General features: G+C 61.0%; 11 protein-coding genes. 4 read left to right on the plus strand and 7 right to left on the minus strand.

Annotated elements, in window-relative coordinates; all coding sequences use genetic code 11:
* Window positions 1-231: 231 nt before the first annotated feature.
* From AB3226_RS06070 to AB3226_RS06090, 5 genes are all read right to left on the minus strand, one after another.
* On the minus strand, window positions 232-459 hold the full coding sequence (locus tag AB3226_RS06070) for an MbtH family protein (protein ID WP_367372408.1): 228 nt from the start codon (window positions 457-459) through the stop codon (window positions 232-234).
* An 81-nt stretch (window positions 460-540) separates the two neighbouring features.
* Complete coding sequence (locus AB3226_RS06075; RefSeq protein ID WP_367372409.1) at window positions 541-1,953, minus strand: aspartate aminotransferase family protein; 1,413 nt, start codon at window positions 1,951-1,953, stop codon at window positions 541-543.
* Between the two features lie 143 nt (window positions 1,954-2,096).
* Window positions 2,097-2,582 (minus strand): GNAT family N-acetyltransferase, encoded by a 486-nt coding sequence (locus tag AB3226_RS06080; protein WP_367372410.1) that lies wholly within the window; start codon window positions 2,580-2,582, stop codon window positions 2,097-2,099.
* Window positions 2,583-2,792: 210 nt separating this feature from the next.
* On the minus strand, window positions 2,793-4,118 hold the full coding sequence (locus tag AB3226_RS06085) for an ATP-binding protein (protein WP_367372411.1): 1,326 nt from the start codon (window positions 4,116-4,118) through the stop codon (window positions 2,793-2,795).
* The gene (locus AB3226_RS06090) at window positions 4,115-4,798 is read right to left on the minus strand and encodes a response regulator (RefSeq protein ID WP_367372412.1); all 684 of its coding nucleotides are present in this window, start codon (window positions 4,796-4,798) and stop codon (window positions 4,115-4,117) included. Before AB3226_RS06090 ends, AB3226_RS06085 begins: the two co-directional genes overlap by 4 nt.
* Before the next feature lie 290 nt (window positions 4,799-5,088).
* Between AB3226_RS06090 and AB3226_RS06095 the strand changes: the two genes are divergently transcribed.
* The 4 genes from AB3226_RS06095 to dsbG all read left to right on the plus strand — a co-directional run bounded on the left by AB3226_RS06095 (window position 5,089) and on the right by dsbG (window position 9,206).
* Window positions 5,089-5,781: a hypothetical protein gene (locus AB3226_RS06095; RefSeq protein WP_367372413.1), complete on the plus strand. Its 693-nt coding sequence runs from the start codon at window positions 5,089-5,091 to the stop codon at window positions 5,779-5,781.
* Window positions 5,782-5,863: 82 nt separating this feature from the next.
* Window positions 5,864-7,597, plus strand: a complete 1,734-nt coding sequence (gene dsbD / locus AB3226_RS06100) for a protein-disulfide reductase DsbD (RefSeq protein WP_367372414.1) — start codon at window positions 5,864-5,866, stop codon at window positions 7,595-7,597.
* The gene (locus tag AB3226_RS06105; RefSeq protein ID WP_367372415.1) at window positions 7,597-8,463 is read left to right on the plus strand and encodes a prolipoprotein diacylglyceryl transferase family protein; all 867 of its coding nucleotides are present in this window, start codon (window positions 7,597-7,599) and stop codon (window positions 8,461-8,463) included. Before dsbD ends, AB3226_RS06105 begins: the two co-directional genes overlap by 1 nt.
* Window positions 8,439-9,206 (plus strand): thiol:disulfide interchange protein DsbG, encoded by a 768-nt coding sequence (gene dsbG, locus AB3226_RS06110; protein WP_367372416.1) that lies wholly within the window; start codon window positions 8,439-8,441, stop codon window positions 9,204-9,206. Before AB3226_RS06105 ends, dsbG begins: the two co-directional genes overlap by 25 nt.
* A gap of 121 nt (window positions 9,207-9,327) precedes the next feature.
* Here the strand turns inward: dsbG and AB3226_RS06115 are convergent, their stop codons facing one another.
* A complete protein-coding gene (locus tag AB3226_RS06115; protein WP_367372417.1) occupies window positions 9,328-10,140 on the minus strand; it encodes an alpha/beta fold hydrolase in 813 nt (270 codons plus the stop codon).
* Window positions 10,141-10,347: 207 nt separating this feature from the next.
* Window positions 10,348-23,331: a non-ribosomal peptide synthetase gene (locus AB3226_RS06120; RefSeq protein ID WP_367372418.1), complete on the minus strand. Its 12,984-nt coding sequence runs from the start codon at window positions 23,329-23,331 to the stop codon at window positions 10,348-10,350.
* Window positions 23,332-23,700 lie beyond the last annotated feature (369 nt).

A 23,700-nucleotide genomic window follows, 5' to 3' on the forward strand; every position in this document is an offset into this window, starting at 1 on the left:
TATCGTTCATCGCGGGCAAGCCCGCTCCCACAGGGGTTTGTGGTGTTCACTCTATTTATGCAACAACACCAATCCACTGTGGGAGCGGGCTTGCCCGCGATGACGGCCTGACAGGCAACACAAACTCCAGACCTGAAAAAGCCCGCTGACCGTCACCGGTTCAGCGGGCTTTTCGTTCCCAGGCGCCGCAAAGGAATGCAGCCAGAGACGCTCCGCGTCTCACTTGACAGCTCAGTTAGCCACAGCCGCCTGCTCTTCCATTTTCTGGCGCAGGCTCAATGGACGCATGTCGGTCCAGACCTCTTCGATGTAAGTCAGGCATTCCTTTTTCAGGCCACTCTTGCCCACGGTGCGCCAACCTTGTGGCACGGCTTTGTAGTCGGGCCAGATCGAGTATTGCTCTTCGTGGTTGACCACGACCTGAAAGAGGATGTCCTCGCGGTCGAATACTGACGTCATGCTGTCTCTCCATCGCTATAGGGTGGGCTGCGCGGCGTGCGCAGCCGTTATGTAGAAGGAACGTTCAAGGCACCAAAAAATTTAAAGGCTGGCCGTGGCTGCGGCCATGGCCCTGCCAAAAATGTCGGCCACCCGATCGATTTCAGTGGCGGTGATCACCAGCGGCGGCAAGAAACGCACGACACCGCCGTGACGTCCGCCCAGCTCAAGGATCAACCCACGCTTGAGGCATTCGCGCTGCACCAGCGGCGCCAGACGACCGAATATCGGTGGATGACCTTGGGCGTCCGGCGCGCCAGTCGGATCGACCAATTCGACGCCCAGCATCAAGCCGCGTCCGCGAATGTCGCCCAGTTGCGGGAAGTCCCGCTGCAGGATGTGCAGGTGTTCATTCAGGCGTTCACCCATGGCGGCGGCGTGCTCGCAAACCTTGTGCTCTGTCAGGTAGCGCATCACCGCAGAGCCTGCGGCCATCGCCATCTGATTACCGCGGAAGGTTCCGGCATGGGCGCCCGGCAGCCAGGTGTCGAGCCAGTCGCGATAGACCACCACCGCCAGCGGCAGGCTTCCGCCGATGGCTTTGGACAGCACCACCACGTCCGGAATGATCCCGGCGTGCTCGAAGGCGAACATCTTGCCGGTGCGGGCGAAACCGCTCTGGATTTCGTCGACGATCAGCGCTACGCCGGCCTTCTCGGTGATGCGTCGCAAGCCGCGCAGCCAATCGAGATCGGCCGGAATCACCCCGCCCTCGCCCTGCACCGCTTCGACGATCACGGCAGCGGGCAATTGCACGCCGGCCTCGGGATCATTCAGCAGGTTTTCCAGGTAATTCAGATTGACCTGCACCCCCTGCGCGCCGCCGAGCCCGAACGGGCAACGGTAATCGTAGGGATACGGCATGAACTGCACGCCACTGCTGAGCAACGCACCCAACGGTTTTTTCGGCCCCAGACTGCCCATCAGACTCAGTGCGCCCAGGCTCATGCCGTGGTAACCGCCCTGGAACGACAGAACCGTGCTGCGCCCGGTGGCGGTGCGCACCAGTTTCAGCGCGGCTTCCACTGCATCGGTACCGGTGGGGCCGCAGAATTGAATTTTTGCTTCAGCGGCCAATGCCAACGGCAATAGACCGAACAGGTCCTGAACAAACTGATCCTTGACCGGCGTGGTCAGGTCGAGTGTGTGCAGCGGCAGTTCATCGGTCAGCACTTGCTGGATCGCTTCGATCACCACCGGATGGTTGTGCCCCAGGGCCAGAGTCCCCGCACCGGCCAGGCAATCAATGAAACTGCGACCTTCGACGTCTTCGACATAAATGCCCTTGGCACGCTTGAGTGCCAGGGGAATGCGCCGCGGATAGCTGCGAGCATTCGATTCCTGCTGACTCTGACGGGCTAGCAATGGCGATTCGTTGAACTGATAAAGCGTCTCGGCAGGCGTCGAGACAATCCGGGCCGGCTGATCTTCGATAAGGCTGGTAGCGACTGACATCTCTCGATCCCTCAATACGCTGTTGATAGTGACCAAAACTGCACACCGGGCAGGTGCGCGTTCCAGTCACGGGGCGCACTTGCAGGTTTTCCTGTTCTGGAAACGCATCAGGACCTCAAGGATTTAGACCCTCGATCAGCTTTCTATGAAGGTGGCGACAGCGCCTTGTGCATGGGAATGGCGTGGAGTCCCGCCACGGTGAAGGTTTCAGCGCAAGCCCGGTAACCCTGACGGTAGTAAAACGCCTCGCCGGTACGGGTGCTGTTGAGCCGCGCGTGAGGTAAACCCTGAGCGATCAACCAGGTTTCGAGATCGTGCACCAGCGCTTGTCCGGCGCCTCGCCGAAACCATTCCGGCTGCACGTAACAAAACGCGACCTTGCCGCTGATTGCCGCCATGGCGACGCCGATCGGTTTGTCCTGCAACAGGGCGATGTTCAGGTATAACCGCGAGTCGGCCAGCCAGGGCTGCACATGGTCAATGGTTTTGTTGTGAGTCCAGGTGGCGACGGTTCGCGGATCGTTGCGGTGGTCGAGCGCGCAGCCGACGCGAATGGAGCGCTCGACGATCCGGCTGATGATCCCGGCGTCGGCAGGCGTTGCCTTGCAGATGTGTATCGATGCATCCATGGCGCTGTTACCTCAATCCATTGAGTCAAAGCTGCCGGGGACGATAACGCTGTGGGGGCCGGGTGGCTAATGGAGAGACGTTACATTTGGTGTGCGACACAACAAATGTGGGAGCGGGCTTGCCCGCGATGAGGCCATAACATCCAACATCCATGTTGACTGTTACACCGCCATCGCGGGCAAGCCCGCTCCCACAGGGTTTTGTGTTGGTTAGACCGACTGCAAAGGCATCGTCAATTCAACCCGCAAGCCATCCGGCCGGCTGTCGAAATGCAGGGTGCAGCCGCAACGCTGGACGATGGCTTGGACAATCGCCAGGCCGAGGCCGCAACCGGTGCTCTGGCCATTGCGCCAGAAGCGTTGGGTCAGGTGTTGCAGGTCATCTTCGGCAATCCCCGGGCCGTGGTCGCGGACCAAAAAACGCACGCGATTGTTGGTGGTTTCCAGGCTCAGCTCCACCGCCCCTTCGCCCGGGGTATGGCGCAAGGCGTTGTCGAGCAAGTTGCGCAATGCGGCAATCGATAGCACCGCGGGCATTTGCAGCGGCGCATCGGAGAATGTGCTCGGCAACTGAAATTTGATCCGCTGACGATCACCGCTGGCCGCATCCTGAATCGCCAGTTTCGCCACCTGCTCGGCGCTGCACTGCACGCCATCATCGAACGACAGGCTGCCCTCGACGCGCGCCAGCAGCAGCAATTGTTCAAGCGTGCGGTGCAGCCGGTCGGCGCCCTCTTCGGCCCGGGCCAGGGACTGATCCCGGGCGCTGCCTTCGGTCATCCGCGCCACTTGCAGGTGGGTTTTGATCGCGGTCAGCGGGCTGCGCAATTCGTGCGCGGCGTCACCGGTCAGGCGCCGTTCGCGCTCGATGGTCTTGCCGATGCGCTGGAACAACTGATTCTGGGTTTCCAGCAGCGGTTGCAACTCACTGGGCAACGGCTGGATTTGCAACGGTTCCAGAGAATCGGCGCTACGTCGCATCAACGCATCGCGCATACGATTAAGCGGTGCCAGCCCCTGACCGATGCCGAGCCACAACAGGCACAGGCAACCGAGCAGCGCGACGCCGACCGGCACCGAAGCCGCCAGCAAAATGGACATGTTCAGCGCTTCGCGCTCGATCTGCCGATCCGCTGTGGTAATCCGCACATCGCCCCGCGCCAGGGTAAAACTGCGCCACGGAGCGCCGTCGATCATTTGATCGTGGAAGCCCATTTTTTCGGCTTCCAGGGTTTGTTCGGGGCTGCTGTGGCTGCGGGCCAGGATTTCGCCGCGCAACGAGCTGACCTGGCAGGCCATGCCGCCAGGAATACTTAGCTGCTCTGCACTGAAATGAGTGCCCTCGCCCTTGCTCGGCAACGCTGGCAGCTGCTCCAGTAGCCCGGCCACCATCCGCGCCGACGCCACCAGCCGCTGGTCGAGGGAAAACATCATCTGGTTGCGCAGATCACTGAGCATCCAGGCGGCGGCCAGGGCCCAGATCAGCGCAAACGCGGCGCCGAGGGTCAGGCTCAGGCGTAAACGCAGGCTCATCACTTTTTCAATTCCTCTGCGCCATCGGCCGGCCCCAAGCGATAACCCAGGCCACGCACGGTCTCGACAATGCCATTGCCGAGTTTGCGCCGCAGGTGATGGATATGCACGTTGAGTGCATTGCTTTCCAGCTCGTCGTTGAAACCATAAACGCTGTCTTTCAATTGCTCGGTGGACAGCACCCGGCCACGGTTATGCAACAAGGCCTGCAACAGCGACTGCTCACGACGCGAAAGGTCGACGGACTGACCGCCGAGCATGGTTTCGCGGCTGCTCGGGTCGTAGGTCAGACGGCCGTGTTCGATCAAGTTGACGCTACGCCCCGCCACGCGTCGCAACAAGGTGTGCAGACGTGCGGCGAGTTCCCGCAGGTCGAACGGCTTGAGCAGGTAATCGTCAGCGCCGGCCTGCAAGCCATCGACACGATCGGTGACCGAGTCCCGTGCCGTAAGAATCAGCACCGGAATCTCCAGGCCGCTGTGACGCAGTTGCTGCAACAGCTTCAGGCCATCCTCATCGGGAAGGCCAAGGTCGAGCACCATGACGTCAAACTCGGCGACCTTGAGCATCGCTCGTGCAGACGACGCCGTAGCGACGTGCTCCACCGTCAGGCCCTGTGCCGTGAGGCCGGCGACAATGCCGCTGGCGATCAGCTCATCGTCTTCACAAACCAGTACGTGCATGGGCGCTCCAGGATTAAAAACGCGAGTCAAGCAGCTGAGGATTAAGGCGCAATTATGTCAACTGCGTTGCCTGACGAAAAGCACGGTTTTCTATCCTCGTCGTTAGTTTGGCCTGCTAAACCAACTTAGTTGCACAGTGAAACAAACAACTCAAAAAATCTTTCTTTAAAAATTGAATTGCGCGTTAAGCTTACTTCCGCAGCGTAGTTAATCAATAACTAACCCCACAACTTACCCAGTCGCCATTCGATTAACGAAATAGACTTCAACCCACTGAAAGGAATCAGCCCATGCCCAACTTCAATAACTTCGTCGCCACTGACTGGCGCTCCGGCAAAGACCGCATTTACTTTTTCTTCAAAGACACCGACACCTACACCCGATTTGATCTGGGCGATCATCAAGTCCCGAACAGCTACCCTAGAGAAACCACGCAGTACGCATGGCCTGGTTTTCACGAAAATGCCAAACACCTGCGATTCGGCTTCACTACCACGGACCTGAATACACAAGACACCTCTGACGACATTTCCTGGTTTTTTTATTACGACGGTGAAACCCCAATGGTTTGCAAATACGATCAGGATCGGGATAAAACGGTCAATAACTATCGCGTTGAAAACTCCATCTGGGCGCCGATACTTCCTTACTTCGACCGAATTGTAGCGGGTACATGGTGGCAACTTACGGGCAAAAAACACCTGTTCCGATTCCTCCTCAATGACGGACACTACCTCTCTTTCGACTATCTAAAAAACCGGATAATCCACGAAGAAATTACCGCCACCTCAATGCCAGGATTAGAAAAATTCAAACATCGGATCATTACCGCCGCACAAAACGATAGAACGTTTGCAGACAGCTACTACTACATTTTCCTCAACAGAGGCCAATTTCTCATCTACAACATCCAGCAAAACCGACTGCAATCCGGTCCACACGGGATGAATGACGAGGCCTGGCCAGGTCTGTTCCGAGACTGAGTCCACGTGGAGGCGCGGTTAATCATCGGTTAATCGCCGCCCACCACTGTGCACCTCACTTGCACAGGGATAAGGCTTACCCATGCGTCGATTGTTTTTATTCTTTGTTCTGTTGATCTCGGGTGTGGCCCAGGCAGGAACGAATCCGTTCGAGACAAAACCCGATTTTCTCCCGGTGGAAAAAGCGTTCATCTTCACCTCCGAACGCCTTGAATCCGGGGAAACCCAGCTCTATTGGCAAATTGCCGACAACTATTACCTGTATCAGAAACGCCTGAAATTCGACGGTCTGGCCCCGGAGCAGGTGCCAGCGCTGCCCGAGGGCGAGTCCCACAGCGACGAGTTCTTCGGCGAACAGCAGGTCTATCGCCAAGGCCTGGAGCTGAAGATTCCGGCCGGAGCCACTGGTCAGATCAAAATAGGCTTCCAGGGCTGCGCCGATGCCGGTTTGTGTTATCCGCCGCAGACTCAAATCATCGATCTCGGTGGTCAGGCGACAGCGGCGGCGACCGTCGAAGCGCCCGACCAGGCCCTGGCTAGCGGCCTGCAACAACGGGCGTTGGGCTGGAGCCTGCTGGTGTTCTTCGGCCTGGGGCTGCTGTTGGCGTTCACTCCTTGTTCGTTGCCGATGCTACCGATTCTGGCGGGTTTAATTGTTGGCAGCGGTGCCACGCCCAAACGTGGCTTTGCCCTCGCCGGCAGTTACGTGACCAGCATGGCGTTGGTGTATGCGGCGATGGGCGTTCTGGCTGCGCTACTTGGGGCGAACCTTCAAGCGCTGCTGCAGAATCCATGGCTGTTGGGCAGCTTTGCAGCGGTGTTCGTGCTGCTGGCCTTGCCGATGTTCGGTTTCTTTGAGCTGCAGTTGCCGGTGGCCGTGCGAGATCGGCTCGAGCATGTTTCGCGCAATCAGCGCGGTGGCAGCCTGATCGGTGCCGGTGTACTCGGGGCTTTGTCCGGCCTGTTGGTCGGTCCTTGCATGACCGCACCGCTGGCGGGGGCCTTGCTCTATATCGCCCAGAGTGGAAATGCGCTGCACGGCGGGCTGATTCTGTTCGCCATGGGCATCGGCATCGGTGTGCCGCTGTTGCTGCTGGTGACTGTCGGCAATCGCTTCCTGCCCAAACCGGGTGCATGGATGAACCTGCTCAAAGGCGTGTTCGGTTTCCTCTTCCTCGCCACCGCGCTGCTGATGCTGCGCCCGGTGTTGAATGAGTCGCTGTGGCTGGGATTGTGCGGTGCCTTGCTGTTGATTGCGGCTTACAGCGCCTGGAAACAGTCCGAAGGTTTTGGCCGCGTCGCCCAGTTGTTCGGTGCCAGTTCGCTGTTATTGGGACTGTGGGGCAGCCTGCTGGTGGTCGGTGCGGCGGGCGGCAGTGACGATCCGTATCAGCCGTTGCAGGTGTACAGCGCCGGCCGTACCGGTACTACCGCGCCGAGCGCGCATGATGCATTCACCACGGTCAGGGAGCCCGCCGTCCTGCAACGCGAACTCGATGCGGCCAAGGCCCAGGGGCAATGGGTGCTGCTGGACTACTACGCCGACTGGTGTGTGTCGTGCAAAGTCATGGAAAAACAGGTCTTCGGCAAACCGCAGGTCCTGGAAGCGCTCAGCGATGTGCGCTTGCTACGGCTGGACGTCACCGCCGACAATGCCGCCAGCCGCGAACTGCTCGGCCGCTATAAAGTGCCGGGGCCGCCAAGCCTGTTGTGGATCGGCCCCGACGGCGAAGAGCGCCGCAGCCAGCGCATCACCGGTGAGGTCGATGCCGGCACCTTCCTGCAACGCTGGACCACCACCCGAGACGCTCGTTAATGCTGACTTTTACCCTCGGCACCTTTGCCATCGCGCTAAATCACCTGCTGCTGATCAGTGCCCTGGCGCTGGCGACCTTTGTCGGCTGGCGGGTGACCAAGCGTGGCGGCGAGAACCCGGAGTCAGTGCTGTTCAGCCTGTTTCTGCTCGGCATGCTGGCAGCCCGGGTCGGTTTCGTGATCGCCTACTGGGCGCAGTATCGCCACGATCCATGGCAGATCATCGACCTGCGCGACGGTGGTTTTCTCGCCTGGCCCGGGGTGGTCGTGTTGTTACTCGCCGCCTTGTATCGAGGCTGGCGTCGCCCGGGCCTGCGCCGACCGTTGGGCTTTGGCGTGGTCAGTGGTCTGGCGTTCTGGTTGCTGGCGACGTTTTCCCTGAGTATTTACGAACAAGGCAAGCGCCTGCCACAGATCACCCTGCGCAATGCCGCCGGCCAAACCATACCGCTCAGCGATTACCAGGGCGGGCCGCTGGTCATCAATCTTTGGGCCACTTGGTGCCCGCCGTGCCGCCGGGAGATGCCGGTGCTGGAAAACGCCCAGCAACAGCGTCCGGACTTGACCTTCCTGTTCGTCAACCAGGCCGAAAGCATGCAGAGCGTCAGCACCTTTCTCGAAACCCAGGGCCTGAGCCTGGCTAACGTGTTGTTCGATGGCCGCGGTCGATTGGGTCAGGCCGTGGGTTCCATGGCATTGCCGACTACGCTGTTCTATAGCCCCGACGGGCACCTGCTGGGCAGCCATCTGGGCGAGCTCTCTGAAGCCAGCCTGGCCCGAGCCCTGGAAAACTTCGACACCCCGAACCCGGCCACCTCGGCCACGCCTTCAAGGAAATTGCCATGCTCCGCCTCCGCCACCTGCTGACCTTGACCCTGGGTGCCGCCCTGCTGCACTTGCCGTCGGTACAGGCCGAAGAATTGCCTGAAGCGATCAAGAAGATCGAAGCCAAGGGCGCAAAAATCGTCGGCCAGTTCGACGCCCCCGACGGCCTGCGCGGTTACGCGGCGCAATACCAGAACCGTGGCATGGCGTTGTACCTGACCCCGGACGGCAAACATGTACTGCTGGGCAATTTGTATGACGCCGAAGGCAATGACCTGAGCAGCGCGCCGTTGCAGAAACTGGTCTACGCGCCAATGGCCAAGGAAGTCTGGGGCAAGATGGAAGCGAGCAACTGGATCGGTGACGGCAACAAGGACGCACCGCGAATCGTCTATCTGTTCAGCGACCCGAATTGCCCGTACTGCAACATGTTCTGGGAACAGGCACGGCCATGGGTCAAGGCCGGCAAAGTGCAGTTGCGGCACATCATGGTCGGCATCATCCGCGAAGACAGCCCGGGCAAATCCGCCGCGCTGCTGGCCGCCAAGGACCCGCAAAAGGCCTTGGAAGACCACGAGAAATCCGGCAAGGACAGTTCGCTCAAGGCCTTGAAAGACGTGCCACCGACGGTTCAGGCGAAATACGCGGCGAACATGAAGTTGATGGAAGACCTGGAGTTGGCCGCCACCCCGGCGATTTTCTACATGGACGACAAGGGTCAGTTGCAACAGCAGCAAGGCGCGCCGACGCCGGATAAATTGGTGAAGATTCTGGGGCCTAAGTAAGTAGTTCGGCCGTCGGATTTGTGGTGACAGCCGCAACGCCATCGCGGGCAAGCCCGCCCCCACAGGAGGTCGCATAACCCTGTGGGAGCGGGCTTGCCCGCGATGGCGTCTATATGACCTACTAATTTCTCAGAGCTAGAAATCCCAGCAAAGCCGCAGTCACGAACTGCGGGTTCTCCAGATTGGAGATATGCCCCGCCTCCGGCACCAGCACAGTCGGGCAACCGATCAATTCGGCCATTTCTTTGGTTTCCGACGGCGGCCGCGGTTTGTCCTGATCGCCGCACATCAACAGCGTGGTGTCAGGATTCAACTCGGATAACCGCGGCAGCAAATCATCACGACCAAAGGTAATCCGTCCCATCGGCACGATGCTTTCGCGCAGACGGTCGGCCGGCAGCGCAGCCAGTCTGGCGCGGAAATCCTGATACAGCGCCGATTGCGGATCGATGCCCGGACGGAAGAAAATCGGCACAATAATGTCGAGCAGCTGCGACGAGATCACACCCGTGTCTTCGATCTGCTTGAACAGCGAGAAATAGTATTGGCGGGTCGGTTCCGGTTCGACGCCGACATAGGTGTCCATCAGCACCAGACCGTTGAGCCGCTGCGGTGCCGACAGCGCCAGGCGCACGCCCCACATGCCACCCACCGAAAGACCGACCAGCGTGACGCGATCGATGTCCAGATGATCGAGCAATGCCAGTGCCTGGCGCGCCACGTCATCCAGCGACGTCATACATTCGGGCATCCGCCCGGATTCGCCGTGGCCCCACAGGTCGAGGGCGATGACCCGATAATGCTGCGACAGCGCCGTAATCTGCGGCGCCCACATGGCTTGGTCCCACAGGTAACTGCCGGCCAGCAGAACCGCAGGACCTGTGCCTTGATCTATGTAGTGAAGCGCTTGTCCATCAACCGTTACGAAGGGCATTGACTGTCTCCCTGGTGAAATCGGATCCATTAAAAAAGCACAGGAAGACTGAGCCGCATGGGACCGGCAGTCAACCCGCAGCTTTGTGGTGTCTGTGGTGACGCCTTCGCGGGCAAGCCTCGCTCCTACAGTACGGAGTCGACTGATCGACACCGTACTGTAGGAGCGAGGCTTGCCCGCGAAGAGGCCCTCACCAACGCTAGAGAACTACAGCCCCTCCAACTCCGCCATCAAATCATTCAACCGATCCACCTTCTCCTCGGTAATGTCGCTCGCCGCCAACCCGTCGATGTATTCAGCCAGCTCCGCCACCGTGCTGCACTCGAACATCGCCCGCAGCGGCACGTTGCGTTGCAGGGCTTTTTGCACCCGCGAGGCGATCTGTGTGGCCAACAACGAATGGCCGCCGAGTTCGAAGAAGTTGTCACGCACGCCGACCTTCTCGACCTTCAACACCTCGGCCCAAATATTCGCCAGGGTCTGTTCCAGCTCATTGCGCGGCGCCTGATAGTCCTGGCTTTGCAACTGGCCGATTTCCAGCGCCGGCAAGGCCTTGCGATCGAGTTTGCCGTTGGCGTTGAGCGGCAGCTTGTCGAGCCACAACCAGTGCAGCGGCACCATGTATTCCGGCAATTCGGCACGCAGACGTTGCTTGATGCGCTCCAGTCGTTCGTTCGGATTCAGTGCCGAATCCGCTGCAACCAGATAGCCGACCAAATGCTTGCCGTTGACACCTTCCTGCACACCCACCGCCGCATCGCGAACTTCCGGTTGCTCATGCAGCCGCGCCTCGATTTCACCCAGCTCGATGCGGTAACCGCGAATCTTCACTTGGTGATCGATGCGCCCGACGTATTCCAACACGCCATCACTGCGACGTCGGGCCAGGTCGCCGGTGCGATACAGGCGATCCCCCGGTGCACCGAACGGGTTCGGCACAAACACCTGAGCGGTACGCAACGGATCGCTCACATAGCCGCGCCCCACACCGGTACCAGCCACACACAACTCACCCACCGCCCCCAACGGCACCAGTTCCAGCGCGCCATCGAGCAAATACAAACGGTTGTTGTCGGTCGGCGTGCCAATCGGCAGATAACTCCCGCGCGTCGAAGCCAGGTCGACGCGGAAGAACGCCACATCGTCCGAGCATTCCGCTGGGCCATAGGCGTTCACCAAACCAATCTCCGGGTAACGCAGCAACCATTGATGCGCCAGTTCCGGCGGCATTGCTTCACCGGTTGGCAGCATCCAGCGCAGGCCATCGAGGCTCATGCGGTCCTGGGCGAGCATGCCCTGAATCAGCGACGGCACGCTTTCCAGCACGCTGATGCCTTGGCTCTGAACGTGAGCCAGCAAGCCTTGCGGATCGTGGGCGATGCTGTTGGGCACGATGTCCACCCGAGCGCCGAACAGAGGTGCCGCGAGGAATTGCCAGACTGAAATATCGAAGCTTTGCGACGCAGTCTGCGCGATCACATCAGCTTCGCTCAATTTCAGGTACGGAACCTTGCTCAACTGGTTATTGAGCATGCCGCGCTGCTCCACCATCACGCCCTTCGGCAGGCCGGTGGAACCCGAGGTGTAGATCACATAGGCGAGGTTGTCCGGGCCACTGTAAATCCCCGGATTGGCCACCGAAACTTCGCTCGCCTGCACCTCTTCCCAGACCAGCAATCGAGGTCGGTTGGCACAACCGAACTCTTCCAGCAGCGCGACGGCTTGATCACGACATGCCTGGGTGCAGACCAGCAATGGCGTGCGGCTCAGGTCGATAATCCGGCTCAGGCGCTGACTCGGCAGGCCCGGGTCCAGCGGCAAGTAACCGGCACCGGCCTTGAAGCTACCAATGATCATGCCCAACAGATCGAGGTTACGTTCGGCGAGCAGCGCCACCGGTTGATCCAGGCCGACGCCGGCCGCAATCAGCGCATGGCCGAGACGGTTGCTGCGCTGATTCAGCTCAACATAGCTGTGGCGCTGATCGAGGCAACTGGCGGCAACTCGCTGCGGATGCGCGGCAACCTGTGCTTCGAACAATGAGACGTAGCTCTGCTCCAGCGGGTAATCGCGTTCGCTCTGGTTGCAGCCATGGATCAGGAAATCCTGCTCTTCATTACCCAGCAGCGGCAAGTCGGCCATGTCGCCATGGAAGCCTTCGACCAGTGCCAGCAGCAGGCGCTTGAATTCGCCGAGCATGCGCTCGACCGTGGATTCGTCGAAATAACGCTGATCGTAAGACAGGTGCAAGCCAAGGTCATCACCCGGATAACACACCGCCGTCAACGGGAAGTTGGTGTGGGTGCGTCCCGAATCCGAGGTCGCGTTGAGGCTCTGCGCACGGTCCAGTACCGAGACTTCCACCGGTGCGTTTTCGAACACGAACAGGCTGTCGAACAGCGGCTGGCCTTTAGGCAGTTCGCTGTTTTCCTGGATGCTCACCAGCGGCAAGTATTCGTACTCGCGCAGTTGCATGTTGCTGTCGAGCAAACCGCTGAGCCACTGGCGAACGCTGCAACGCTGGTCGTCTTCGGGCATTTTCACCCGCAGGGCGATGCTGTTGATGAACAGCCCGACCGTGCGTTGCATCTCCGGCATTTCCACCGGACGCCCAGCCACCGTGACGCCGAACAGCACGTCGCGATCACCGCTCAAGCGACGCAGCACCAGCGCCCATGCTGCCTGGGCGAAGGTGTTGATGGTCAGCTGATGCGCCTGAGCCAGTTCGCGCAGTTGCGCACCATCGCGGGCATCGAGCCTTGTGTAGCGGTCGCCGACGATCATGCCGCCGCTGTCGCCGGCATGTTCACGCAGGAACGGTCGGTCGCTCGGAATCGGTGTAGTGCGCTCGAAACCTCGCAGGTTCTGCTGCCACCACTGCCGCGCTTCGGCCAGGCTCTGGCGTTGCAGCCAACCAATGTAATCGCGATATCGCGACACAAGCCCAAGCTGCGCTTCGCGGCCTTCGCCGAGGGCGGTGTAGATCTCGAAGAAATCGTTCATCAGCAGCGAGCGGCACCAGGCATCGATAAGGATGTGGTGGTTGCTCATCATGAACCAGTAACGCGCCGGGCCCACACGGATCAAGCGCAGGTGGAACGGTGCCTGGTTGAGCAGATCGAACCCGGCCTCACGCTCGCTTTTCAGCAGCGTCTGCAACTTCGGCTCTTGCTCGGTTTCGGCAACCGCGCTCCAGTCCAGATATTCGATCGGCGTGCTGCCCGGTTTGTGGATCACTTGCAGCATGTCTTCGCCGACGTTCCAGCAGAACGACGCGCGCAAGGCTTCGTGACGGGCGATCACCGCTTGCCAGGCCTGGGCGAAACGTTGCGGATCGAGCTCGCTGTTGATGCGGTAGCGGTCCTGCATGTAGTAGAGGCCGGTGCCCGGTTCGAGCAAGGTGTGCAGCAGCATGCCTTCCTGCATCGGGGTCAGCGGGTAGACGTCTTCGATCATTGCCGCCGGGACTGGCAATGCGTCGAGTTGCGGCTGAGTCAGCCTGGCCAGCGGGAAGTCCGACGGCGTCAGCCCGCCCGCGTTGTCGCTCAGACAATGCTGGATCAGGCTTTGCAACTCGCCCAGATACGCCTCTGCCAGTTCGGTGATGGTTAGCAGATCGTGGCGTTCGGTGCTGAAGGTCCAGCGCAGCACCAACTCACCGCCATACACCTGACTGTCGACGCTCAGCTCGTTGGGCAGCGGCGCATGTGGGTCATGGGCTGCGCCCACCGGTTCATCGAGCGGACGGAACAACGCATCACTGCCGAAACTCTGGTCGAACTGACCCAGGTAGTTGAAGGTGATCGGCGCCACCGGCAACGCGGCCATGGTCTGACGGCACACGCCATCGGCCAGGTAACGCAGCACGCCATAACCCAAACCTTTGTGAGGCACCGCGCGCAGTTGCTCCTTGATCGCCTTGATCGACGCACCCTGTTCATTCATGGGTGTGAGGCGCAGCGGATAGGCGCTGGTGAACCAGCCCACGGTGCGGGTCAGGTCGATCTCGTCGAACAGGGTTTCACGACCATGGCCTTCGAGTTGAATCAACGCTGATTCGTGACCGGTCCAGCGGCACACCACACGGGCCAATGCGGTCAGCAGCAGGTCATTGACCTGGGTGCGATAGGCTGTCGGTGCCTGTTGCAGCAGTTGGCGGGTACGCTCGCTGTCGAGGCGCACGCTGACGGTTTGCGCGTGACGATTTTGCTGACCGCCCTGCGGACGATCACACGGCAATTCAGCGCTTGGCCCGGCCAATTGCGTCTGCCACCAGCTCAATTCTTCCCGCAGGGATTCGCTGCCGGCATAAGCCTGCAACCGTGCGGCCCAGTCCTTGAAGGCACTGGTTTTTGCCGGCAGTTTTACTGACTGCTCTGCATCGAGTTGACGATAAACCGTTTGCAGATCGTCCAGCAGCACCCGCCACGACACCCCGTCCACCACCAAGTGGTGAATGGCAATGAACAGCCGTTGTTGCCCCTCAGGATCATCCACCAGCAGCGCCCGCATCAGCGGCCCTTGCTCAAGGTCGAGGCTGCGTTGGGCATCGGCGAACAGCGCCACGCATTTGTCCATGGTCGGCACGTGCACCTGCCACAGCACGGCAGCGTCGGAAACCGCCTGGTGCTCGGCCTGCCAATGGCCGGCGACTTCGGTAAAGCGCAGGCGCAAGGCGTCGTGCTGTTCGATCACCGCCAGCAGCGCTTGCTCCAGACGATGCGGCTCCAGCGCCACGGTCGGCTCCAGCAGCAACGCCTGGTTCCAGTGTTGACGCTGCGGGATTTCAGTGTCGAAGAACCAATGTTGAATCGGCGTCAAAAGTGATTCGCCCGTGAGCAATCCTTGCTCGGCCGTGACCTGCTCGGTGCGGGTTGCGACGGCGGCCAGCGTCTGCACGGTCTGGTGCTGGAACAAGTCCCGTGGGCTGAAATGGATGCCCTGCTGCCGCGCACGGCTGACCACCTGGATCGACAGAATCGAATCGCCGCCCAGTTCGAAGAAGTTATCGTTGAGGCCGACCTGCTGGACGTTCAGCACTTCGCACCAGATGCCAGCCAGGGTCAGCTCGAGTTCGTTGCTCGGCGCCACGTACTGCTGACGATTCAACTCCGGGTCCGGGGCCGGCAGTGCGCGGCGGTCGAGCTTGCCGTTGGCGGTCAGCGGCATGCTGGCCAGCAGGATCAAATGCGTCGGCACCATGTAATCCGGCAACTGCGATTTGAGGTGCGCCTTCAACGCTTCGCGCAATGCAGTTTGTTGCGCTTCATCCTGTTCGGAGACGTCGGTGACCAGATAGCCGACCAATTGCTTGCCGCTCGGTGCGTCGAGGGCCAGCACCACCGCTTCACGCACGGACTCGTGTTCCAGCAAACGGGTTTCGATCTCGCCCAGTTCGATGCGGAAACCACGGATCTTCACTTGATGGTCGATACGGCCGAGGTACTCAACCAGACCATCGACGCGCTGACGGACAAGGTCACCGGTGCGGTACAAACGTCCGCCATTGGCGGCGAACGGATCAGCAACAAAGCGTTCGGCGGTCATGCCCGGACGCTGGTGATATCCCTGCGCCAGACCGGCACCACCGACAAACAACTCGCCCGTCGCACCTTGCGGCACCAACGCCAGATCAGCGTCGAGGATGTAAGCGACGCGAGCGCCAATCACGCTGCCAATCGGCACGCTGCCCAGCCCTTCTTCCAATTGCTCAGGTGCCAGGCTGGCGAGCGGCATGACCACGGTTTCAGTTGGACCGTAGGCATTGAAAAACAGGCTCGGTTTGAACGCCGCGCGAATCCGTTGCAAGTGTTCGCCCGTCAGAGCCTCGCCGCCGGTGATGCACATGCGCACTGGCAGGGTTTCACCCTGGGTCGCCAGCCATTGCGCCAACTGGCTGCCGTAGCTTGGGGTGAAACCAAGAATATTGATGTTGTGCCGACGAATCAGCCCGCAGATTTCTTGCGCATCCCACTGGCCTTGCGCACGCAGGACCACCTGCGCGCCGCGGAGCAGCGGCACCAGCAGACGCTCGGTCGCGGCATCGAAGTTGATCGAGTAGAAGTGCAACTCGCAGTCGTCCGGACGCATGCCGAAGCGCTCGATCACCGCGCGACAATGCATGGCGATTTCACCGTGGGACACCACCACGCCTTTCGGTTTGCCGGTGGAGCCGGAGGTGTAAATCAGGTACGCCTGATGTTGCGGCAGGCTGATAAACGGCAGTTCACTGGCCGGATAGTTGGCCAATGCAGCGGCGTCTTCTTCCAGACACCAGCGGCCGACGCTGGCAGGCAGTTCACCGAGTGCCGCGAACATCGCCGCATCGCTGAGCAGCAAACCGAGGCCGCTGTCTTCGATCATGTAGTGCAAGCGATCCAGCGGGTATTCCGGGTCCAGCGGCACATAGGCACCGCCAGCCTTGAGAATCGCCAGCAGGCCGACGACCATCTCCAGCGAACGCTCCAGCGCCAAACCGACCCGAACCTGTGGCCCGACTCCGCGCTCGCGCAGCATCCAGGCCAAACGATTGGCGCGGCTGTCGAGCTCGGCGTAGCTCAGGGTTTGCCCGGCGAACGTCAGGGCTGGCGCGTCCTTGCGCACCAGCGCCTGTTCGCTGAACAGGTGATGGATGCATTGATCGAGGCGATGCTCGCCCGGCTCGATGCCGAGGCTGTCGAGCAGGTTTTGCTGTTCAGTGGCTTCCAGTAACGGCAGTTCGCTGAGGCGTTGCTGCGGATCGGCGAGCAACGCTTCCAGCAAATTGCGCCAGTGCCCGGCCATGCGCGCAATGCGCGGCTCGTCGAACAAATCGGTGCTGTAGGTCAGGCAGCAACCGAGGCGATGGTCGAGATCAGTGACTTCCAGGTTGAGGTCAAACTTGGTCGCTCGCGCATCGTTGGCCAGGTACTCGACGGTCATCCCGGCCAGGGTTCGGCTCTGCTGGAACTCCCAGCGCTGCACGTTGCACATCACCTGGAACAGCGGGTTGTACGCCGCACTGCGCGGTGGCTGCAAGGCTTCCACCAGATGATCGAATGGCAGGTCCTGATGGGACTGACCTTCGATCACGGTGTGGCGAACCTGCTCGAACAACTCGCCGACGGACATCTGCCCGTCGAGCTGGCAACGCAGCACTTGAGTGTTGAGGAACGCGCCGATCAGCCCTTCGCTTTCCGGGCGAATGCGGTTGGCCACCGGCGCACCGATGCGCAAATCGGTCTGGCCACTGTAGCGATAAAGCAGCACCGCCAGCGCGGCAGTCATGGTCATGAACAGGGTCAGACCGTTTTGGGCATTGAAGGCACGAACCCGCGCCGCAAGATCATCGCTGAGGTCGAAGCGGAACAGCTCGCCCTGATGGCTTTGCACCGGCGGACGCGGACGATCGGCCGGCAATTCCAGCAGCGGATGTTCACGGCCCAGTTGCGCGGTCCAGTAATCGAGCTGACGCTGACGTTCGCCGGATTCCAGCCACTGACGCTGCCACACGCTGTAATCCAGATACTGCACTGGCAGCGGCTGAAGCGGCGATTCGCGGTCATCGACGAACGCTTCATAGAGCGCGCTCAATTCCCGGGCAAAAATGTCCATCGCCCAGCCTTCGGTGACGATGTGGTGCAGGGTCAGGACGAAGTAGTGCTCCTGCTCGGCGGTCTTGACCAGGCAAGCGCGCAGCAGCGGCCCGGCTTCCAGATCGAAAGGTTTATGGGCTTCGTCATCGGCCAGTTGCTGGACCTGCCATTCGCGGCCATCGGCATCCAGCGTGGTGAAATCCTTCCAGTCCATGCGCAGGCGAGTGTCGGGGTGAACCTGTTGCCGGGCCACGCCGTCGATGCTCGGGAAGGTCGTACGCAGGGTTTCGTGACGCATGATCAGCGCTTGCAGCGCCGCTTCGAAACGCCCGACATCCAGCACGCCGCGCAACCGCGCCATGCCGCCGACGTTGTAGGCCGGGCTGTCCGGCTCCATCTGCCAGAGGAACCACATGCGTTGCTGGGAATAGGACAGTGGCACCGGTTGGCTGCGGTCGACCTTCTCGATCGGTGGCTGTTTGTTGGTTTTGCCGCTGGCCTGGATCAAGCGAACCTGTTCGGCAAAAGCGCCCAGCTCACTGGCCTCGAACAGCGCCCGCAGCGGTAACTCGACGTCGCAGGCCTGACGGGTGCGGGAGATGATTTGCGTGGCCAACAGCGAGTGGCCGCCGAGGGCGAAGAAGTCGTCGCGAAGGCCGATCTGCGCCAGGCCCAGCACTTCACGCCAGATGCCGGCGATTTGTTGCTCAAGGGCAGTGACCGGTTCGACGTGCTCGCGGACTTGCCATTGAGGTTCCGGCAAGGCGCGACGGTCGAGTTTTCCGCTCGGACTCAGGGGCATTTCATCCAGACGCATGAGTTGCGCCGGGACCATGTATTCCGGCAGCTCAGCCGCCAGCGCGGTTTTCAGGCGAGTGGTTTGAGCTTCAATAGCTTCAGCGGAATCGGTAGAGGTGTAGTAACCGATCAACTGCCCGCCCGCCGCCGTTTCGCGCACCAGCACCACCGCTTGGGCGACTCCGGTCTGCGCCAACAGACGCGCTTCGATTTCTTCCGGCTCGACACGAAAACCACGCAGTTTGACTTGCTGATCGAGACGACCGAGGTATTCGATCACGCCGTCGGCGGTCCAGCGAGCGCGGTCACCGGTGCGATACAGACGTGTGCCCTGCTCGCCCAGCGGATCGACCACAAAGCGTTCCGCGGTCAAGCCTGGGCGACCCAGATAGCCTCGGGCCAAACCGAGACCGCTGATGCACAGTTCACCCGGCACACCGGCCGGCACCGGGTTGAGGTCGCTGTCGAGCACGCGGCACAGCACGTTGCCCAATGGCCGGCCAATCGGTGAGCGCTCGCCATCAGCCGTTGTGCAATGCCAGTGGGTGACGTTGATCGCCGTTTCGGTCGGACCATAGCGGTTGTGCAGTTGCACTGCCGGCAAGTGTTCCAGTACGCGATTGCGCAGTTCGGCGGGCAAGGCTTCGCCGCCGGAGAACAGTCGACGCAGGCTGGTGCATTCGGCGCTGAGCGGTTCGTCAATGAACAAGGAAAGCAACGGCGGCACGAAGTGCAGTGTGGTCACGCCGAATTGCTGGACCAGTTGCGCGATGCGGTGCGGATCGCGGTGTTCGCCGGGGCCGGCGATCAACAAGCGGCAACCGGTAATCAGCGGCCAGAAGCATTCCCACACCGACACGTCGAAACTGATCGGCGCTTTTTGCATCAGCACGTCAGTTTGGTCCAGACGGTAAGTGGCTTGCATCCATTGCAGCCGTTCAGCGAGGGCCGCGTGAGTGTTGCCAACGCCCTTCGGCTGACCGGTGGAACCGGAGGTGTAAATCACGTAGGCCAGGTTGTCGCCGTGCAGGTGCAAACCGGGCGCATGGCTTGGCCAGTTCTCCAGATGCAGGGCGTCCATGGCAATCACGCTGACGCCGTCGGTGGCCGGCAAGCGGTCGAGCAATTCGGTTTGGGTCAGCAGCAGCTCGACGCCACTGTCGCTGAGCATGTAGGCCAGGCGTTCGGCCGGGTAGTCCGGGTCCAGCGGCACATAAGCGCCGCCAGCCTTGATGATCGCCAGCAAGCCGATCAGCAACTGCGGCGAACGCTCGGCGGCGATGGCCACGCACACGTCCGGGCCGACGCCTTTGTCGCGCAGGTAATGCGCCAGACGGTTGGCCTGGGCGTGCAGTTCGGCGAAGTCCAGACTGCCACCGTCCCACAGCAGCGCGGTGCGCTCCGGGGTCTGGCGCGCTTGTTCGTTGAGCAACTCAGGCAGCCATTGGCTGGCCGGAGTGCACGGTGCGGCGCTCCAGACGGATTGCTGATCGTGCTCGCTCGGGGTCAGCAGTTGCAGGTCGCCGATGGCGGTCGTCGGTTGTTCGCAGACGGCTCGCAGCAGGTTGCTGAAATGCTCGGCCAGTCGCTCAATAGTCGTCACGTCAAACAACTCGCTGGCGTAGTCGAACGACAGGCTCAGGCGACCATTGCGGTCTTCTTCGCTGTGCAGTTGCAGATCGAACTTGGCTTCGCGACTGTGCCACGGCAGCTCTTCGGCGAGCAGTCCCGGCAAGCGACGCAGCGCACTGAAATCCCGTTGCTGATGGTTGAACATCACCTGGAACAGACCCTGCTCGCGGGCCTGCGGGAAGGCTTCAAGCAGTTGTTCGAACGGCAGATCCTGATGCGCTTGCGCGCCCAATGCCGCTTGACGGGTTTGCACCAGCAACTCAACGAACGGCTGTCGCGAATCCACCTCGGCGCGCAGCACTTGGGTATTGATGAAGAAGCCGATCAACCCTTGGGTTTCCAGGCGTGGACGGTTGGCATTCGGCACGCCGATACGGATGTCGCGTTGGCCGCTGTAGCGATGCAGCAGGCTCTGGAATGCCGCGAGCAACAGCATGAACGGCGTCGACTCATGAGCCTGGGCGGTCTGGCGAATGGCATCGCTCAGGCTGGCGTCCAAACGCAGCGTATGACGGGCGGCACTGTGAATGTGTTGCGCCGAGCGCGGATGATCGGTGGCCAGGCTCAGGGTCGGATGATCAACGCCCAACTGCGCTTTCCAGTACGCGAGTTGGCGCTCGCCCTCCCCTTGCGCCAACCACTGACGCTGCCAACTGCCGTAGTCGGCGTATTGCGTCAGCAACGCTGGAAGGCTGGCGGTCTGACCTTGGGAGGCCGCCGCATACAGGCGCGAGAACTCGTCGATCAACACGTTCATCGACCAGCCGTCGGCGATGATGTGGTGCATGGTCACCAGTAGTTGATGGTCCTCATCGCCGAGGCGCACCAGGGTCACCCACAGCAGCGGGCCTTTTTCCAGATCGAACTGGGTGCGGGCTTCGTCCTCGCGGATTTGCTGCGCGCGGGCTTCACGCTCGGCGGCTGGCAGGTCGCTGATGTCGATCACTTGCAGGTTGAATTCGCCGGCAGTAATGACCTGTTGCAGGGCCACACCTTCACGCTCGAAAAACCGTGTGCGCAGGGATTCATGACGTTCAATCAGTTGCTGGAAACTGGCGCGCAAGGCGTCTTCGTCCAGTTCGCCGCGCAGGCGCAAGGCACCAGGGATGTTGTAGGCACTGCTCTGCGGGTCGAGTTGCCAGGTGATCCACAAACGGTTTTGCGCCAGGGATTGCGGCATGGCATCACTGCGCGACAAGGGCATGATCGCGCCTTGGGCCACGCCGCCATCCTGTTGTTGCCGGGCGACCGCGGTAGCGAATGCGCCGAGGGTCGGCGCTTCGAACAGCAGGCGCAGATTCAGCTCCAGCCCCAGCTCTTCACGCAGGCGCGCGACTACTTGAGTGGCGGCGATGGAGTTGCCGCCGAGCAGGAAGAAGTGATCGTCGGCGTTGAGCTGTTTGACGCTTAGCTGCTGGCACCAGATATTGCCGATCAGGGTTTGCAGCTCTGAGCCGGTGTCGGTTTCAGATGGATTTGCGAAGTCTGCCGACGGGAATAGCGCATAGCTGTCAAGGCTGCCATCGGCCAGACAATTGCGGCAGGCAGAGCGTTGCAACTTGCCGCTGGACGTCTTCGGCAGCGCTCCCGGATTGAGCAATACCACCACGCTCGGCGCTTCCTGATACGCCTCGGCCACTGCTTGACGGATGGCTTTGATCAACGCCTCGGGCGGCAAGATTTTCTGCACGCTGCGGCTGATTTCCGCGGCGATGCCGATGCCCTCCTGATCCTCAATGTTGACTGCGAATGCGGCCACGCGACCTTTGCGCACCACCTCCACTTCACGTTCGATGGTCTGCTCGATGTCCTGCGGATAGAGATTGTGACCGCGCACGATCAGCATGTCTTTCAGGCGCCCAGTGACGAACAGCTCACCGTCGCGCAAAAAGCCCAGGTCGCCGGTGCGCAGCCAGGTGCGGCCCGCATGCTGGACGAAGGTCTTGGCCGTGGCTTCGGGGTTGCGCCAGTAGCCATGGGCGATGCTCGGCCCGGCGGCCCAGACTTCACCGACCGTGTTGTCGGCGAGCTCTTCGAGCGATACGGCATCGACAATCAGCACTGCGTGATCCGGCTGGCTGATGCCGCAACTCATGATCGGACTGCCATCGCCCGGCTCGGCACGGTTTTGCGCCAGCGCTTGATCATCCACGCGCAACGATGGAATGCCCTGGCCGCGCGGGCTGCCGGCAACGAACAACGTGGCTTCCGCGAGGCCGTAAGAGGCCATGAAGCTGTCCGAGGTAAAGCCACAGGCCGCAAATTTCTCGGCGAAGCGTTCCAGGGTGTCGAGGCGAATCGGTTCGGAACCGGAATACGCCACGCGCCAGCCACTCAGGTCCAGGCGTTCCAGCGCCGATTCGCTGACTCGCTCGCTGCACAGTCGATAGGCGAAATCTGGCCCGCCACTGATGGTGCCGCCGTATTCGCTGATCGCTTCCAGCCAGCGCAATGGCCGGCCGAGGAAGTACGCCGGCGACATCAACACACACGGCACGCCGCTGAAAATCGGCTGCAACAGACCGCCGATCAGGCCCATGTCGTGGTACAGCGGCAGCCAGCTGACGATCACGTCGTCGGGATTGAGATCGATGCCGAAGCCATGACGAATCAATAATTCGTTGGCCACCAGGTTGCCGTGACTGACTTGCACACCTTTAGGCAACGCGGTGGAGCCGGAGGTGTATTGCAGGAAGGCGATGTGCTCGCCGTGCAAGTCCGGCGCGACCCAGCGTTCGGCCAGGGCGCTGTCGAGGGTGTCGACACACAGCAGCGGCGGCGCCTCATTGATTTGCAGCAACGCGTCGCGCTGGTCGGCGCTGGTCAACAGCAAGCGCGGCTCGGCATCGCTAATGATCGACAGCAGGCGCTCCTGGTGATGACGACGGGTCGATTCAGGCGGATAGGCCGGCACTGCAATGACACCTGCGTACAGACAGCCAAAAAACGCCGCGACGTAATCCGGGCCGCTGGGAAACAGCAACACCGCGCGATCACCAAACGACGTCTCGGCCTGCAACGCACCGGCAATGGTTCGCGCCCGTTGATCGAGCTCACGATAACTGAGCACCACAGCCTGATCCTGGGTTTCGGCGAGAAAACGCAAGGCCACCCGGTCCGGCGTCAGGGCCGCGCGGCGCTGAAGGGCTTGGACCAGTGTGCTAGGGAGTTCGAACGCGTCGGTCATGAGGTTTCCTGCCTGAATTCGGCTTGCAAGTGGAATCGGTTTTCGTATGTCACGCCCGTTCATGGACATGCAGGACGCGGTCTTCGCCGACCGCGCAAGGCTTGGGAATGCTGGTTTGGCCGGGGCTTTCGCCCGCAGCCATTCACCAATGAGAACGGATGAGGTCTTGAAATAATTAGTCGCCAGGCTAGAGCGCCAGCAGGCTTGAGGTCAGTAGGTGAGTCAGCGTGTCGCAGCTCTCACTCTGCTCCTTTGTGGCGCATTAATTCTCTTTCTCAATTGACAATCATTATCATTCAACATAATTTGTCCCTCGATATGTAGGACGACGCCGATTCCCCTGTCGTCCCACGACCCTATTTGCAGCAA

It is taken from the genome of Pseudomonas lini, from assembly GCF_964063345.1.
Taxonomy (GTDB): domain Bacteria; phylum Pseudomonadota; class Gammaproteobacteria; order Pseudomonadales; family Pseudomonadaceae; genus Aquipseudomonas; species Aquipseudomonas lini_B.

Bases quoted from the DNA above. Each gene is read 5' to 3' on its own strand.
- AB3226_RS06070 (WP_367372408.1), bottom strand. From the start codon at position 459: ATGACGTCAGTATTCGACCGCGAGGACATCCTCTTTCAGGTCGTGGTC.
- AB3226_RS06105 (WP_367372415.1), top strand. From the start codon at position 7,597: ATGCTGACTTTTACCCTCGGCACCTTTGCCATCGCGCTAAATCACCTG.
- AB3226_RS06095 (WP_367372413.1), top strand. From the start codon at position 5,089: ATGCCCAACTTCAATAACTTCGTCGCCACTGACTGGCGCTCCGGCAAA.
- AB3226_RS06115 (WP_367372417.1), bottom strand. From the start codon at position 10,140: ATGCCCTTCGTAACGGTTGATGGACAAGCGCTTCACTACATAGATCAA.
- dsbD (WP_367372414.1), top strand. From the start codon at position 5,864: ATGCGTCGATTGTTTTTATTCTTTGTTCTGTTGATCTCGGGTGTGGCC.
- AB3226_RS06120 (WP_367372418.1), bottom strand. From the start codon at position 23,331: ATGACCGACGCGTTCGAACTCCCTAGCACACTGGTCCAAGCCCTTCAG.
- AB3226_RS06080 (WP_367372410.1), bottom strand. From the start codon at position 2,582: ATGGATGCATCGATACACATCTGCAAGGCAACGCCTGCCGACGCCGGG.
- AB3226_RS06075 (WP_367372409.1), bottom strand. From the start codon at position 1,953: ATGTCAGTCGCTACCAGCCTTATCGAAGATCAGCCGGCCCGGATTGTC.
- AB3226_RS06090 (WP_367372412.1), bottom strand. From the start codon at position 4,798: ATGCACGTACTGGTTTGTGAAGACGATGAGCTGATCGCCAGCGGCATT.
- dsbG (WP_367372416.1), top strand. From the start codon at position 8,439: ATGCTCCGCCTCCGCCACCTGCTGACCTTGACCCTGGGTGCCGCCCTG.